The sequence below is a fragment of the Clostridium sp. Marseille-P7770 genome, assembly GCF_902143525.1.
In the GTDB taxonomy this organism is placed as follows: Bacteria; Bacillota; Clostridia; order Lachnospirales; family Lachnospiraceae; genus Pilosibacter.
Map to the genome: position 1 here is coordinate 347761 of NZ_CABFVC010000003.1, position 12981 is coordinate 360741.

A 12981-nucleotide genomic window follows, 5' to 3' on the forward strand; every position below is an offset into this window, starting at 1 on the left:
TTTCAGGTGACCTGTAAACAAGGAAGGAGAGTATGGTTGTCCTATGGGAGAAAAAAAGTATTTAAAATGGTATAACAAAATTGGATATGGTTCGGGTGATATTGCAGGTAATGTAGTCTATGCGTTCCTGACATCCTTCATGATGCCCTATCTGACAGATTCAGTAGGACTTGCTGCAGGTGTCGTAGGTACCCTGATTGCCGTATCAAAACTATTTGATGGTTTCACGGATATATTTTTTGGATCAATGATTGACAAAACACACAGTAAAATGGGAAAAGCAAAGCCTTGGATGCTGTATGGATATATTGGCTGCGCCATTACATTAGTCTGCTGTTTTGCGGTACCAGTCAGCTTGGGGACGACTGCTAAATATGCATGGTTCTTTATCTCTTATACACTGTTAAATGGTGTGTTTTATACAGCAAACAATATTGCGTACTCAGCACTTACGTCACTGATCACAAAAAACAGCAAAGAGCGTGTGCAGATGGGGTCTTACCGTTTTATCTTTGCGTTTTCAACAAGTCTTCTGATTCAGGCGATTACAGTTGGATTTGTAGATAAATGTGGTGGGGATGTCGCAGCATGGAGAACGGTTGCCATTATCTATGCAATTATCGGCCTTGTCGTAAATACGATTTCAGCACTTTCTGTTAAGGAACTTCCGGAGGAGGAACTTAATGAAGGAGAAGTAAAGAATGATAATGAAAAGTATGGAATGGTACAGGCATTCAAGCTTCTTGTCAGAAACAAATATTACATGATGATTTGTGGAACATATATTTTACAGCAGTTATACGGTGCCATGATCGGAGCCGGGATCTATTATATGACTTGGGTGCTGAAAAATAAAAATTTGTTTGGCCAGTTTGCATGGGCGGTAAACATTCCACTGATCATTGCCTTGATTTTCACACCGACATTAGTGGGTAAGTGGAAGGGTATGTATAAACTGAACTTGAGAGGTTATGTTTTAGCAGTCATTGGTAGAGCACTCGTTGTTGTTGCCGGATATATGGGCAATATTCCGCTTATGATGGCGTTTACAGCTCTTGCAGCATTAGGACAGGGACCATGGCAGGGAGATATGAATGCGGTCATTGCTTCCTGCTCTGAATACACTTATCTTACACAGGGAAAGCGAATTGACGGAACTATGTACTCTTGTACGTCTCTAGGCGTAAAGATTGGTGGCGGTATTGGAACCGCTGTTGTTGGATGGATGCTTGAGTTCAGCGGATATGTCGGAACAAAAGCATCTCAGCCACAATCAGCACTTGATATGATGCAGTTTATGTATTTGTGGCTTCCATTAATCTTTGATGTATTGATTATGTTTGTACTTTCAAGAATGAATGTAGAAGGTGCAAACAAGAAACTGAAAGCAGAAAAAGGAATTGCTGCAGATGAAATAACAGATGCATCAGACATGAATTAGCATTTGACAGGGAAAAAGCTAATCAAAAAAAGAAAAGGAGAAATGATCTATGAGCAGTATTTTGGTATTAGGCGGAGCTGGTTATATTGGTTCCCATACTGTGTATGAGTTGATTGCCGCAGGAGAAAAAAGATGGTACGTGCGTAAGGGATTACATCCATGTGAATGACCTTGCACAGGCTCATATTCTTGCCATGGAATCCTAAATTTGATGATCTTGAGACGATTATTACAACTGCATGGAAATGGCATAGAAATCATCCGAATGGTTATGAAGCATAATATAAGGGCAGTAAAATGATTGATCAGCTGATTTCTGAATTGGTCGCTTATGGATTGCAAAGTGGATTAAATGGATGATCCAGATATAAGAGAACAGAGGAAGGAAAAGTTGTATTCAAAAGATTTATAGAAAGTCTATAAAAAAGACCACATCATTTTGTGAAATGGTCTTAAGCAAAATATTCAGTTTTCACAAAACAGTCTGTTTAGTATTTATACATGGTATGGATGCGCAAAATATTCTGTGTAGAATAGTAAAAGGTCATTCAGGTATTTTTTAAGGTTGCTCATTTGCAATTCCTCCTTTCCTTGTTTACAAGTCGATTATAGGATAGATAAAAAAGGATTGCTTGCCAAATCGAAAGAAGATATAGACAAATGTTGCAAAGGAGAGTATTTCATGCAGTTAAAATATGTTGACACAAAAGAGGAAATTATAGCGGTCAATAAGAAGTCAAAACATATTGAACCTCATCTTCATAATGCACTGGAGATTGTATGTGTAACAAATGGAGCATTAGAGCTTGGTGTCGGACAGGAACTTTACCATATGGAAAAAGGAGATATTGGATTTGTATTTCCAGATATCATTCATCACTATCAGGTACTGACACCCGGTGTAAATACGGCCATTTATCTGATTGCATCGCCATTAGTGATTAGTAAATTTGCAGATATCATGCAATCCATGGCTCCCGAATATCCGATTATCAGAGCGGAAAAGGTTGGACAAGAGGTATATAGAGTTATAAATGCAATTTTAGAGACAGAACAGCCAGATATAACTGTTGCACAGGCATATCTTCAGATTGTGTTAGCACGTTGCATGGGAAAATTGAATTTGGTAGAAAAGAGTAATGTGGGAAGCAGGGATCTGATTTACCAGACGGTTTCCTATATATCAGCAAATTTCAAAAAAAAGTTTTCGCTGGAAGAGATGGCAAAAGATCTGGGGGTAAGCAAATATGTCTTATCTAGGCTTTTTTCTCAAATATTTCATAGAAATTTCAATCAATATCTTAATGATGCAAGGTTAAACTACGCATGTTATCGTCTGGAAAATACGAGGGATTCTATTACAAATATTTGTCTGGATAGTGGATTTGAAAGTCAAAGAACGTTTAACCGAACATTTAAAGAAAGATACAAAATATCGCCGAGTGACTATCGGAGTAAATGCGTGAAAGATATGTTGTTATAAACGGTTCTATTAATGGAAAATGAGCAGAAAACGCAGACCATCGAGACGCTGCGGCAAACCATTAAGGAATGGGACATTTCATGAAGAATTGGAGAAACTGTTTCCAGAATTAAAATAGACACATATAATTGAAAAACGGCACACCGCATTCTCGTTACTTTAGTGATGAGTTAGGTGTGCCAAATCTTCTTGCAAAAAGCAGAACTAGTGTTTGCTATATATAGAAACATATGATATAATTAAAACATGGAAAAAGATATATTTACTATTATGGGAAATGCACTTTCATATGGTAGAGGATATGTGTATTCTTTACAGTACCATCTTGTCTGGTGCACGAAATATCGAAAACAGGTTCTGAAGAATGGGATAGATGCAGAATGTAAAAGGATGCTGTATGAGCTTGCGAAGGAATACAAATTTAAGATTCTGGCAATGGAAGTTATGCCGGATCATATTCATTTACTTCTGGATTGTAAACCGCAATTCTTTATATCAGATATGATAAAGATTATGAAGGGGAATCTGGCACGTCAGTTGTTTCTTTCGCATCCGGAACTAAAACAGGAGCTTTGGGGAGGACATTTGTGGAATCCATCCTATTGTGCAGTTACCGTGAGTGACCGAAGCCGGGATCAGGTAATGGCATATATTGAGGGACAAAAAGAGAAGGAAAAAAGAGAGTAGGGAACTTTATGCAGATTGTATCCAGCTATGGAGTAGAAATTAATAAAAAGAATATACCGCTCTGCTCTACGCTGGATATTTTTCGGAAAGCAGTTTCCTATCTAATCCCGGTGTATGCAGAGACGTGGGAAGAACTTTCCGAAATCAGAAATCCGCAAAAACGCTTTAATGAAGCGGAACATCTGGTACATGAAACGAAAAAAAATCATGCCCGATTTGCGTTTGACCGTCATTTCCCCAAGATGCCCTCCTATCTGAGAAGATCAGCGATCCAACATGCACTCGGAGCGGTGTCCTCCTATTATACACGGCTTGATCTGTGGGAAAAAGGAGAACTAAAAGGAAAACCAAAGCTGGTCTGTGAGAATCATGCGATGCCGGTATTCTATCGGGATGTCATGTATAAGGAAGCAGAACCGGGAGAAGATGTGGCTCATTTAAAGCTGTTTGATGGGCGTGAGTGGAAGTGGTTTCAGGTAAAATTACTTCATACCGATATGGAATATCTGCGAAAAAAATGGAGTGGTAAAAAGGCATCTGCCCCTACTTTGGAAAAGAAACATCATAAATATTTCCTTCGGTTTTCATACACAGAGGAAGTAAGCTTATCAAAAACAGAGGTAAAAGAGCAGGTGATATGCAGCGTTGATCTAGGGATCAATACGGATGCAGTCTGCAGCATCATGAGTGCAGATGGCACTATCCTGGGACGTAAATTTATAAATTTCCCCAGTGATAAAGACCATTTGTATCATGTGCTTGGCAGGATCCGCCGTTTTCAGAGAGAACATTCCTCCGGACAGGTCAAAAGCCGATGGGATTATGCCAAAAGGCTGAATATGGAGCTGTCCCGCAAAATAGCTGCGGAGATCACGAAATATGCTGCAGAGTATCGGGTAGACGTAATTGTGTTTGAGCATCTGGAAATGCAGGGAAAAATATCCGGAAAAAAGAAACAAAAGCTTCATTTATGGAGAAAACGGGATATTCAGAAGCTGTGTGAACATCAGGCACATCGGAACGGGATTCGTGTGTCCAGAGTCAGTGCCCAAAACACCAGCAGGCTGGCCTGTGACGGAAGCGGAGCGGTAGTAAGAAACCCGGAGAACCATAGCCTTTGTACCTTTCAAACAGGAAAGCAGTACAACTGCGACCTGTCAGCAGCCTATAATATCGGAGCGAGATATTTTATACGGGAGCTTTTAAAACCCTTGCCGGAAACGGAAAGGTCTTCACTGGAGGCAAAAGTACCTGCAGTGAAGCGTAGAACCTCCTGTGTTTATGCAGATTTAAGAAAGCTTTATATAGAAGTAAGCGACTTAAAAGCGGCATAAACACAGGCAGATATCCAGCGGACTACCTGTAATGTGGAAACCAGCCGTATCCGGCGTGGAAAAAGTGCGTATCCGCACCAATTCTAAGTTACTGGCGTATCCGCCGATATTTAGTCTTGCCGCTTAAAGCGGCTGAGAAGCACGTGACTTTAGCCATGTGAGGTTCACGAAAAAATATGATATCATGTGAGTAACAAGTCGAAATTTGGAGGTAAAAAGCATGATGAAGCTCGATAATTTTATTAATATGATGACGGGACACTTTAATAACAAAGAGCAGTTTGATAATATGCAGAGAGAAGGGAAAACATATCCTTATGCAGAACACATTAATACAATCTGTAATGAGAAAATTTTAAACCTTCCTAAAGATTTTAATGGTAAATTTGTTGTTGAAGAAAGCTACTATGAGACAAATGGTAAACGCCATGCTTCCCCACATCTTTTCCTTATTACAGAGAAAGAAGACGGAATTGTGTTGTATTCTTATGAAATACCAGAAGGAGAAGATAAAAGTACGTTTTCATATGATTCTATGAAAAATGCTGACTACACTGAATTGAAAAAATCTGAAAAATTCACTCCGGCGCTCTATCATGAGAAAGATGGAATCTGGGAAGGAGGCAGTACAAGCCAGTTTTCACCGGTAATGACCTTTAAGCTTTGGGAAAAGTTTTCTGATAGTTGTCTGGAGGTATCTGAAAGCATGGAAGTTAATGGAAAGAAAACTTTTGGATATGATGAACCAATTATCTATAAGCGAGTATAATCCAAGAATGAAATATTGCGATAAATTTCAAATTTGCAGAATCAAGAGCATGAATAAACTATACGATTTATTAAAATATATTATCTATGCGAGTTTCTACATGATTGTGATTAAAACGGGTATGGATTTCTATGGGTATAAGCGCTTTCCGAAACTATACGAATCGTATTCTGCACCGTGGTATACAGAAGCATTACTGTATATCGCTGCCTCGCTTTTCGTGATTGTCGTATGTTTTGTGCTCAGAGTAATCATTGGACGAAAGATGAAGAAGAGGTGAGCTATATGTTTATGCTGTTTGAGTTTATGTTTCCGATTATCTTCGTAATGGTTTTTGGCATGATCATCTTCCAGTTTGTGACAGGAATCGGAACATGGCATAAAAACAATCAGTCACCGCGTTTGTCGGTGAGTGCAACCATCGTCGCAAAGCGTGAAAATATCACACATCATAGCCATGCAAATGCGGGTGACCTGTCTGGAACGCATGGCTACCATTCGACTTCAAGTACCAGCTACTATGTCACGTTTCAGGTAGAGAGCGGTGACCGGATGGAATTGCCGGTTTCTGGCAGAGAATATGGAATGCTGGCGGAAGGCGACATTGGGAAACTTACGTTTCAGGGAACGAGATATCTGTCATTTGAGCGCGTGTGATTCTGGAGGTGATAGTTTCACAGGCTCTTCTGTGCATTAAAGTCGATATCTTGCCTCTCCAATGCGTAATGACTCTAATAAGCTTTTTGGCCACATGAGTAATGAGACTCGATGTGGTTTGCCTTCTCCGCGTTTCTTGGCAGAGTAAGTTGCAAATGTCATGTCAAAGCGGATTAACGGTAGTTTTCACTTTACACGGAAATAAAGTACGAAATTAGTCTTTTTCATCGAAAATTTTTTTTTACTTTTTTAGCTTTCACGCAGTCTTACAACATTCCGCGCTGATCGTCTGCGTTCTTCCTCCTGAGCCGCATAATGTTTTCTGGTCGTATTGACATCATTATGACCTAAGACGGAGGCGACGAGGTAAATATCTCCGGTTTCCCGGTAAAGGCTTGTACCGTAGGTGCTGCGGAGCTTGTGTGGAGTGATCTTTTTCAGCGGTGTGACAAGTTTTGCGTATTTTTTTACGAGATTTTCCACGCTGCGCACATTGATCCGTTTTCGCTGCATGGAGAGGAAGAGGGCATCCTCATTTCCTGGAACCGCGTCGATCATTTCCCGCTCATCAAGGTAGTTTTCCAGCACATCACGGACTTCATCGCTGAAGTAGATAACGGATTCCTTTCCGCCTTTCCGGTAAACTCTGGCACCGCAGGTATCAAGGTCGATATCATTGATATTTAATCCAACGCATTCAGAGACACGGATACCGGTTCCGAGGAGGAGTGACATCATTGCAAGGTCTCGAACTTTTGTTCGCTCATGGTAAAGCTTCTGTTTTTCGGTCAGTTTGTCACCTTCCTCAACCTCATCGAGGAGCTTTGCAACCTCATCGATCTCCAGACGGATAATTTCCTTTTCGTGGAGCTTCGGCATGCGCACGAGGGCGGCTGGGTTCTTCTCGATCAGTTCATTTCGGAAGAAATAGCTGTAGAAGCTGCGGAGAGAAGAGACCTTCCGCATGAGTCCACGTTCTGTATTTATAACATCTTCATTCGTATCACTCGGATGACATTTCAGATAATCAATATATTCCTCCAGATCTGTCACCGTCAGCTTTTCAAGATCGGACGGTGTGAGAGTATGGGACGGATTGTCAAAGGTGCCGGGATTGGCGGTCTTTAAGAACTGAAAAAATATTTTCAGATCATATGCGTAGGCAATCCTTGTTCTTGTGGACGTGCTTGTCTCGATTCCGCGGAAAAAATCGGAACAGAAAGAAGGGAGTTCCTTCTGCAGTTCCCGAAGTTTCTTGATATTTTCAATATCCTTCTGTTCATGGTAGGAGAGTGTAGCCATCAGAATTCCTCCTTTTTATTCTTGCTTTCACGGTCATTTTCATGGCAATTATGTGATTCGGAAAGTTGTTCTTCCGCACCGGTCTGATCTCTCTGCATTTTCACAGATGTCTCCGATCGACAGGCTTTATCATCCACCCCATCAGAAGTTCCAGCCATTCCGATATTTCCAGAATTCCAGCCTTCAATATTTCCGGAAATTACCGCATGAAACAGCCGTTCCTTAATTCCCGGATTATCTTTATTTAACTGCTTGGTTAAATTTTTAACATATTCGCGTTTTGTATGTCCATCAGCGGGGCATGGATTTTTGCACACAGGAAGATTATACTTATTCTTAAATCCGATCACATCAGCCTCAGAGACATACATGAGCGGCCGGATCACGGTGAGCTCTGTGCGGTCCAAAAATGTCTTTGGTGGGAATGTATAAAAACGTCCTTCGAACATTAAAGACAACAGCATCGTCTCGATAATATCATCCTTATGATGCGCGTAAGCGATCTTATTGCATCCGGCGGCCTTTGCCTCAAGGTTTAGGGCTCCTTTGCGCATTTTCGCACACAGAGAGCATGGATTGGACTCTTTACGGGTCTCAAAAACGATTTTTCCGATCTCGGTGGGAATTATCGTGAGCGGTACCTGAAAACCTTTGCAAAAGGCCTTTATGCCGCTGAAATCCTGAATTCCGAAACCGAGATCGACTGTGAATGCATGAAGCGTAAAATGTTTCGGGTAAAAGCGCTGCAGTTCATGAAGCGCATAGAGAAGAGCCAGACTGTCCTTACCGCCGGAAACACCGACAGCAATGTGGTCCTGATCATCGATGAGAGTATAATCATCAACAGCCTGACGAACCAGGCTTAAAAGTCTTTGTAATTTCATTAGAAAACCTCATTTCATGGAAAACATGGTAGATCACCGGAATTTCGCCACAACTATTCGATAAACTGTTCTTTCACGAATAGTTGGAAATCTATCCATATCATACCCTATTCCATCCCCAATGTCAATATTCCGGCTTTCAAAACAAAAAATGCCATAATATATTGTCGATGTAGGTAAACATGTCACAAAGATGTAGGACACTTATTACAATCACATGGAAATCCCGCTTTTCTACTATTTTTTCGGAATTATATAGGAATTATTCAATATTACTTTTTTTCTCCAGGACATAATTATCATTATCACCGGTTAGCGGATCGCTGCCTATGGTAATCAATGGTATGCTGTTGGTTTGCCATTTTTCATAGATAGCTTTAAAATTCTGTGTTTTGATTAATAAATCCTGCTTATTATCCTCTGAAGTATGTATCGAATCATATGGCAGTTCCTGTGTCTCTAATATTTCTTTCTGGCCCTTCTGATTAAAGGAAAATATTTCAAAATGGTAATTTCCTATGCCATTCCATATCTCAGGTGTATACTGTAGGATATAGTTTTTATGGTCAACAACAGTTAAATAGTACCAACGCCATCCAGCATGGTTATCAGAGGCATGGTCTTTATATATTACAATAGGATTGCCATCTATTATAGCATATATTTCCAATGTGATTTCCAAGGCATCCTGGCTTATAACAAGTAACTCATCATTACCATCATGTGTTAAATCTACCATAAGAGTTCCTGCAATATTCTCTTCGGGATAGCGTGATAAAATATCCTCGAAAAAATTATATTGGTTATTTTTCGTGGCAATAAGAAAACACCCTAATCCCAAAAGTATCATACATATAAAAATCAAAATCTCAAACTTTGTTTTTTTCATTTTTCCCTCTTGCTGTGAAGTTCAAAGTTATGTTTAATTTATACTAAATAATTGGTGAAGCCATTATTGATATCATCTACCGTATAGGTTTTAGATTCCCCCGCCTTTTGATCTGCAAAAGAGGTGGATAAATAGGCAGACAAGAGGAATAGTGTCATGCTGCAGAGTACCAGAAATCTTTTTTTCATAGAGTGCTCTCCTTTTCATTGTTTAGTATGTCTCGTTACTTAGTGTGCAGTGATAGTTATCTACATGGGACATATCCATTGGAATCATCTCCTTTTCAATATTCGTTAATCCTTTTGTTTTCATATGTTATATGAAACAAACTTTCCTATTCACATTCATATGTTACTGCCATATAGCTCTTTGCCACAGAAACCATGTTTTTACGGATTTATTCATCATAGCGACCTCCTTATCCGGGAGGCATCCATCTTAATGGGGCTTTATTAATTATATTTTTCAGGAACTGATCCAACTCAAAATCTATCGATTTGTCCATGACATATTTTGGTCTGTTCACCGTAATGTTCTCCCCGCAAAAAATAATATTATATTGGTATGTTTCCATTGATATAAGGGCTCCTTTGTCCCGGCCATTTGGGTGGAGTGATTGAGAATACAGGTTTCTTTTTTCTGTCATTAAACAGGATTGTAAATTCTTCAATCTTTTGCTGACCTGTTATTCTCTTTTTATAAGGTGGGGACACGAGTATGATCCCGGCGATTTTTTCTGCGTTTAAATTATCAAGCCTAGTTATTTTTCCAAAAAATATTACGCCCATGGTTATCAGCACGAAAATGATATATCTTATTTTAATTTTCTCCTGCCCATACTGCCTCCTGTCTTGGTGCAGTCCGCGTTACTCTTTCCTTTTTTGAATTATATTATCAAATTGTACTGTTTTCAATACACTTCTTCATATCTTCATAATTCGTAATATATTGTTTATATTTTAGCTAATTATCTGTAATTTTTTCTCTTAAAAGCATCAAAAAATTTTTTCTTACAACCCACTCCCGCCATATTTTCTTCAGCGTATCCAATTATCAGCGCAGAACTGCCTTGATTCAATTTTTATTAATTCTTTTTCTTCACTTTCGTTATCGGCAACTAAAGCAAGCACCTTCTCTCCAGCCACATTCCAGTCTTTCTAGACCCCTGATGTGCTGTAAAGAAGGTGCTGCACATGATCCGCACAAAAATGTTCATCACAATCATCAAATCAATTTCATACAGATCAAATTATTTAAAATTACTTTTTAGTCCCCAGAACCAGACAAATCGGTTAATTCCCAGAACTACATTCCATTAATCCAGCAGATTTCTGTAATACGGCCAGTTCGCGTTCATCACGCCAATTGTGACATTGTTCGCGGAACCCGTCTCATGGACACACTGGATCTGTCCGTTTGAGGTAAATCCGAGGAACATGATAACATGCGGCGTGGATCCCGTGATTACCACGATATCGCCCGGCTTCAGATCCTGACGTTTTACCTGCCGTCCAAGAGTCCTTAAGCCCTCTGTGCCCTCATACGGCAGATGCGTTCCTGTAACGGACCAGTATACCCAGTTGACCCATCCGGAGCAGTCGAGTCCCTTTAAGATACGTCCTTTGTGATCCGGGATCGTGACAGAACCGAAATTGTTGCCGGTGTAATTCTGGGCGCTGGCTTTTCCGCCCCAGTAATACGGGACTTTACCGACAGACTGGAGTGCATACCGGATAATGTCCTTTCTCGTCTCCGACAGATCTTTCGGAAGTTTGCTCATGTAGGTGTCGATCTCAGCAGTGGAAAGCGGCGCTCTCGTTCCCTCCACGACTACGTTTAATCCGTAAGTCGCTGTCCAGTCCTGACGGTCGATATGGCTTACGAAAGAAGTCATTCTGCGGTTCCAGCCTTCCCAGCCGGTTCCGTCTGCGGTTACTGATGCAGTCTCTCCCACCGCATTTCCCGCATCATCGATGCTGTAAAGGTTTGCGCTCTCGCTGAGGGTCCGGATGATCGCTGTGATCTTAAGATCGACATGTCCCGGGCAGATCAGCGCATGGGAAGCGGCCGCATGGACGGTGTACTGCTCCGCTGTTTCAGCTTGTTCATCAGAAACAGGGATGAGCTCCGGATCGGTTTCCGGCTCCGCACTTTCCGCGGATGCTGTTATCTCCGCAGGTGCTGCAGTTTCCGCGGCCGCATGGACGATATAATCGGAGCTTGCATCGGAATCTCCGTTGTCACTGACACGGATAACCTTTACCGTGGTCTCTTCCGCTGCCTCAGAAGAAGGTGCTGTTGTCTGCGGCGCTGTCTCCGCCTGTGTCGAAGATGCCGCTGCCTGTGGTGTTGTCTCCGGAGCTTTTGTCGTCTCAGCCGCTGTAGTGGAATCTTCCACACGGACGATCGTCGCCTTCTTCTTCGTCTCCTGGATCACGCTCTCCGCTGTCTCAGCCAGGGAATCCAGGGCACTCGTGGTCGACTCCTTTGTCTCAGCTCCTTCTGTGTGGTTTGCAGCTGACGGCGGTACCGTTGTTGTCTCAGCTGCCGTTGTGGTGCCTTCCGACGCCCCCTGCGCGGAGGAGGCGGACGAAGAGCTGCCGCTGTAGCTCTCCCCGTTCACGGAAACCGTGTCTCCGGCCTGGTCGATGACCTCATCTCCCGCATCTGTCCGGATCTCGGTATCGATATTCCGCCCGGATACGAATGTATCCTCTCCTTCCAGCTCAGAATCTCCCTCTTCCGCGGACGCGTTCGGATCCACACAGCCATCACAGTAGTAGACGTTTCCCAAAACTGCCTGGTAGGAATGTGATTTTGTCCAGAGATCATTGACGTAGGCACGGATCGAATCAAGGTCCGTGATCCCGTTGTAATAAGCATATACACTCGCCATGGAAAGAATGTCCTGGGCATTGGAGACCGCGGATGTGACCTCTCCGTCTCCGTTGTAGAACGTGATCTTTACATTCTTAAAATGTTCCACATACCAGGTGGACGGATCATTTTTATTCTGGGTCTTTGATGTCGGATTGTACTGTCCGAGAACGGAGGATGCCTTGCGTCCAAAGGCAGGCGCCAGCTTTACCGGTGCCGTATTTGCCATATCGTAGATCGCAGCAAACCATTTGGAATCCTTCTGGATCAGCTCCTTCATCAGGATCTCCGCATAGCTTGTCTCCGATCCCTCTGCGTACATATTTGCGAGATTTAATTTATACGGGGCCGGAGCATCCGGATCGATCTCCGCTGTGGTCTCCTCAGTCTCTCTCTCCGTCGGATCCTCGAGGATATCAAAGGTCTCCGGTTCTGTGATCCTCTCTGTACTGATCTCAGCCGGGGCGGCCACCGGAATATATGGCACCATCGCGGAAAACGCGATACAGGTGCACAAAGCCATCGCCAGAAGCGGTCTTGCATTCTGTCTGCGCGTCACCCAGCGCATACAGTCCGCCGCGATCTTTTCGACCTGTTCACGGATCTTTTCTTTATCGAAAGGTAATTTATGAAAATCTAAATGGTCTTTGAACTTCAT

Annotated in this window: 13 protein-coding genes and 1 pseudogene; 8 read left to right on the plus strand and 6 right to left on the minus strand. The window is 42.0% G+C overall.

The genetic code is table 11. From position 1 onward, the window contains the following. Positions 1-43 precede the first annotated feature (43 nt). The 8 genes and pseudogenes from FN001_RS08740 to FN001_RS08780 all read left to right on the plus strand — a co-directional run bounded on the left by FN001_RS08740 (position 44) and on the right by FN001_RS08780 (position 6371). Positions 44-1441: an MFS transporter gene (locus FN001_RS08740; protein WP_142411564.1), complete on the plus strand. Its 1398-nt coding sequence runs from the start codon at positions 44-46 to the stop codon at positions 1439-1441. Between the two features lie 49 nt (positions 1442-1490). Next, positions 1491-1610 carry an NAD-dependent epimerase/dehydratase family protein gene (locus FN001_RS08745; RefSeq protein WP_207705623.1) on the plus strand — a complete coding sequence of 40 codons (120 nt, stop codon included), beginning with the start codon at positions 1491-1493 and terminating at the stop codon, positions 1608-1610. Then, a pseudogene (locus tag FN001_RS08750) lies at positions 1564-1723 on the plus strand (hypothetical protein); the annotation flags it as partial. The gene FN001_RS08745 and the pseudogene FN001_RS08750, both read left to right, overlap by 47 nt. A 400-nt stretch (positions 1724-2123) precedes the next feature. Then, the gene (locus FN001_RS08755; RefSeq protein ID WP_142411565.1) at positions 2124-2924 is read left to right on the plus strand and encodes an AraC family transcriptional regulator; all 801 of its coding nucleotides are present in this window, start codon (positions 2124-2126) and stop codon (positions 2922-2924) included. A 246-nt stretch (positions 2925-3170) separates the two neighbouring features. Next, a complete protein-coding gene (tnpA, locus tag FN001_RS08760; protein WP_486463496.1) occupies positions 3171-3611 on the plus strand; it encodes an IS200/IS605 family transposase in 441 nt (146 codons plus the stop codon). Between the two features lie 8 nt (positions 3612-3619). Beyond that, positions 3620-4945, plus strand: a complete 1326-nt coding sequence (locus tag FN001_RS08765) for an IS200/IS605 family accessory protein TnpB-related protein (RefSeq protein ID WP_142411566.1) — start codon at positions 3620-3622, stop codon at positions 4943-4945. A gap of 220 nt (positions 4946-5165) precedes the next feature. Next, a complete protein-coding gene (locus tag FN001_RS08770) occupies positions 5166-5714 on the plus strand; it encodes a hypothetical protein (RefSeq protein ID WP_015554548.1) in 549 nt (182 codons plus the stop codon). Between the two features lie 285 nt (positions 5715-5999). Continuing rightward, positions 6000-6371: a DUF2500 domain-containing protein gene (locus FN001_RS08780; RefSeq protein ID WP_118298043.1), complete on the plus strand. Its 372-nt coding sequence runs from the start codon at positions 6000-6002 to the stop codon at positions 6369-6371. 249 nt (positions 6372-6620) lie between these two features. Here FN001_RS08780 and FN001_RS08790 read toward each other — a convergent pair whose 3' ends face one another. From FN001_RS08790 to FN001_RS08805, 6 genes are all read right to left on the minus strand, one after another. Then, a complete protein-coding gene (locus FN001_RS08790) occupies positions 6621-7673 on the minus strand; it encodes a tyrosine-type recombinase/integrase (RefSeq protein WP_142411567.1) in 1053 nt (350 codons plus the stop codon). Beyond that, on the minus strand, positions 7673-8557 hold the full coding sequence (locus FN001_RS08795) for a tRNA lysidine(34) synthetase (protein WP_243121979.1): 885 nt from the start codon (positions 8555-8557) through the stop codon (positions 7673-7675). The genes FN001_RS08790 and FN001_RS08795 overlap by 1 nt, the downstream gene beginning before the upstream one ends. A 262-nt stretch (positions 8558-8819) precedes the next feature. Next, on the minus strand, positions 8820-9446 hold the full coding sequence (locus FN001_RS08800) for a hypothetical protein (protein ID WP_117470261.1): 627 nt from the start codon (positions 9444-9446) through the stop codon (positions 8820-8822). A gap of 38 nt (positions 9447-9484) precedes the next feature. Beyond that, positions 9485-9634: a hypothetical protein gene (locus tag FN001_RS18080; protein ID WP_185911880.1), complete on the minus strand. Its 150-nt coding sequence runs from the start codon at positions 9632-9634 to the stop codon at positions 9485-9487. 230 nt (positions 9635-9864) lie between these two features. Beyond that, a complete protein-coding gene (locus tag FN001_RS18085) occupies positions 9865-10020 on the minus strand; it encodes a hypothetical protein (RefSeq protein WP_015554537.1) in 156 nt (51 codons plus the stop codon). 741 nt (positions 10021-10761) lie between these two features. Beyond that, on the minus strand, positions 10762-12981 hold the full coding sequence (locus FN001_RS08805; protein ID WP_142411568.1) for a C40 family peptidase: 2220 nt from the start codon (positions 12979-12981) through the stop codon (positions 10762-10764).

Excerpts from the sequence above, each read along its gene's own strand:
- FN001_RS18080 (WP_185911880.1), bottom strand. The coding sequence starts at position 9,634 with ATGAAAAAAAGATTTCTGGTACTCTGCAGCATGACACTATTCCTCTTG.
- FN001_RS08740 (WP_142411564.1), top strand. The coding sequence starts at position 44 with ATGGGAGAAAAAAAGTATTTAAAATGGTATAACAAAATTGGATATGGT.
- FN001_RS08745 (WP_207705623.1), top strand. The coding sequence starts at position 1,491 with ATGAGCAGTATTTTGGTATTAGGCGGAGCTGGTTATATTGGTTCCCAT.
- tnpA (WP_486463496.1), top strand. The coding sequence starts at position 3,171 with ATGGAAAAAGATATATTTACTATTATGGGAAATGCACTTTCATATGGT.
- FN001_RS08795 (WP_243121979.1), bottom strand. The coding sequence starts at position 8,557 with ATGAAATTACAAAGACTTTTAAGCCTGGTTCGTCAGGCTGTTGATGAT.
- FN001_RS08805 (WP_142411568.1), bottom strand. The coding sequence starts at position 12,981 with ATGAAGTTCAAAGACCATTTAGATTTTCATAAATTACCTTTCGATAAA.
- FN001_RS08755 (WP_142411565.1), top strand. The coding sequence starts at position 2,124 with ATGCAGTTAAAATATGTTGACACAAAAGAGGAAATTATAGCGGTCAAT.
- FN001_RS08790 (WP_142411567.1), bottom strand. The coding sequence starts at position 7,673 with ATGGCTACACTCTCCTACCATGAACAGAAGGATATTGAAAATATCAAG.
- FN001_RS08765 (WP_142411566.1), top strand. The coding sequence starts at position 3,620 with ATGCAGATTGTATCCAGCTATGGAGTAGAAATTAATAAAAAGAATATA.
- FN001_RS08800 (WP_117470261.1), bottom strand. The coding sequence starts at position 9,446 with ATGAAAAAAACAAAGTTTGAGATTTTGATTTTTATATGTATGATACTT.
- FN001_RS08780 (WP_118298043.1), top strand. The coding sequence starts at position 6,000 with ATGTTTATGCTGTTTGAGTTTATGTTTCCGATTATCTTCGTAATGGTT.
- FN001_RS18085 (WP_015554537.1), bottom strand. The coding sequence starts at position 10,020 with ATGGAAACATACCAATATAATATTATTTTTTGCGGGGAGAACATTACG.
- FN001_RS08770 (WP_015554548.1), top strand. The coding sequence starts at position 5,166 with ATGATGAAGCTCGATAATTTTATTAATATGATGACGGGACACTTTAAT.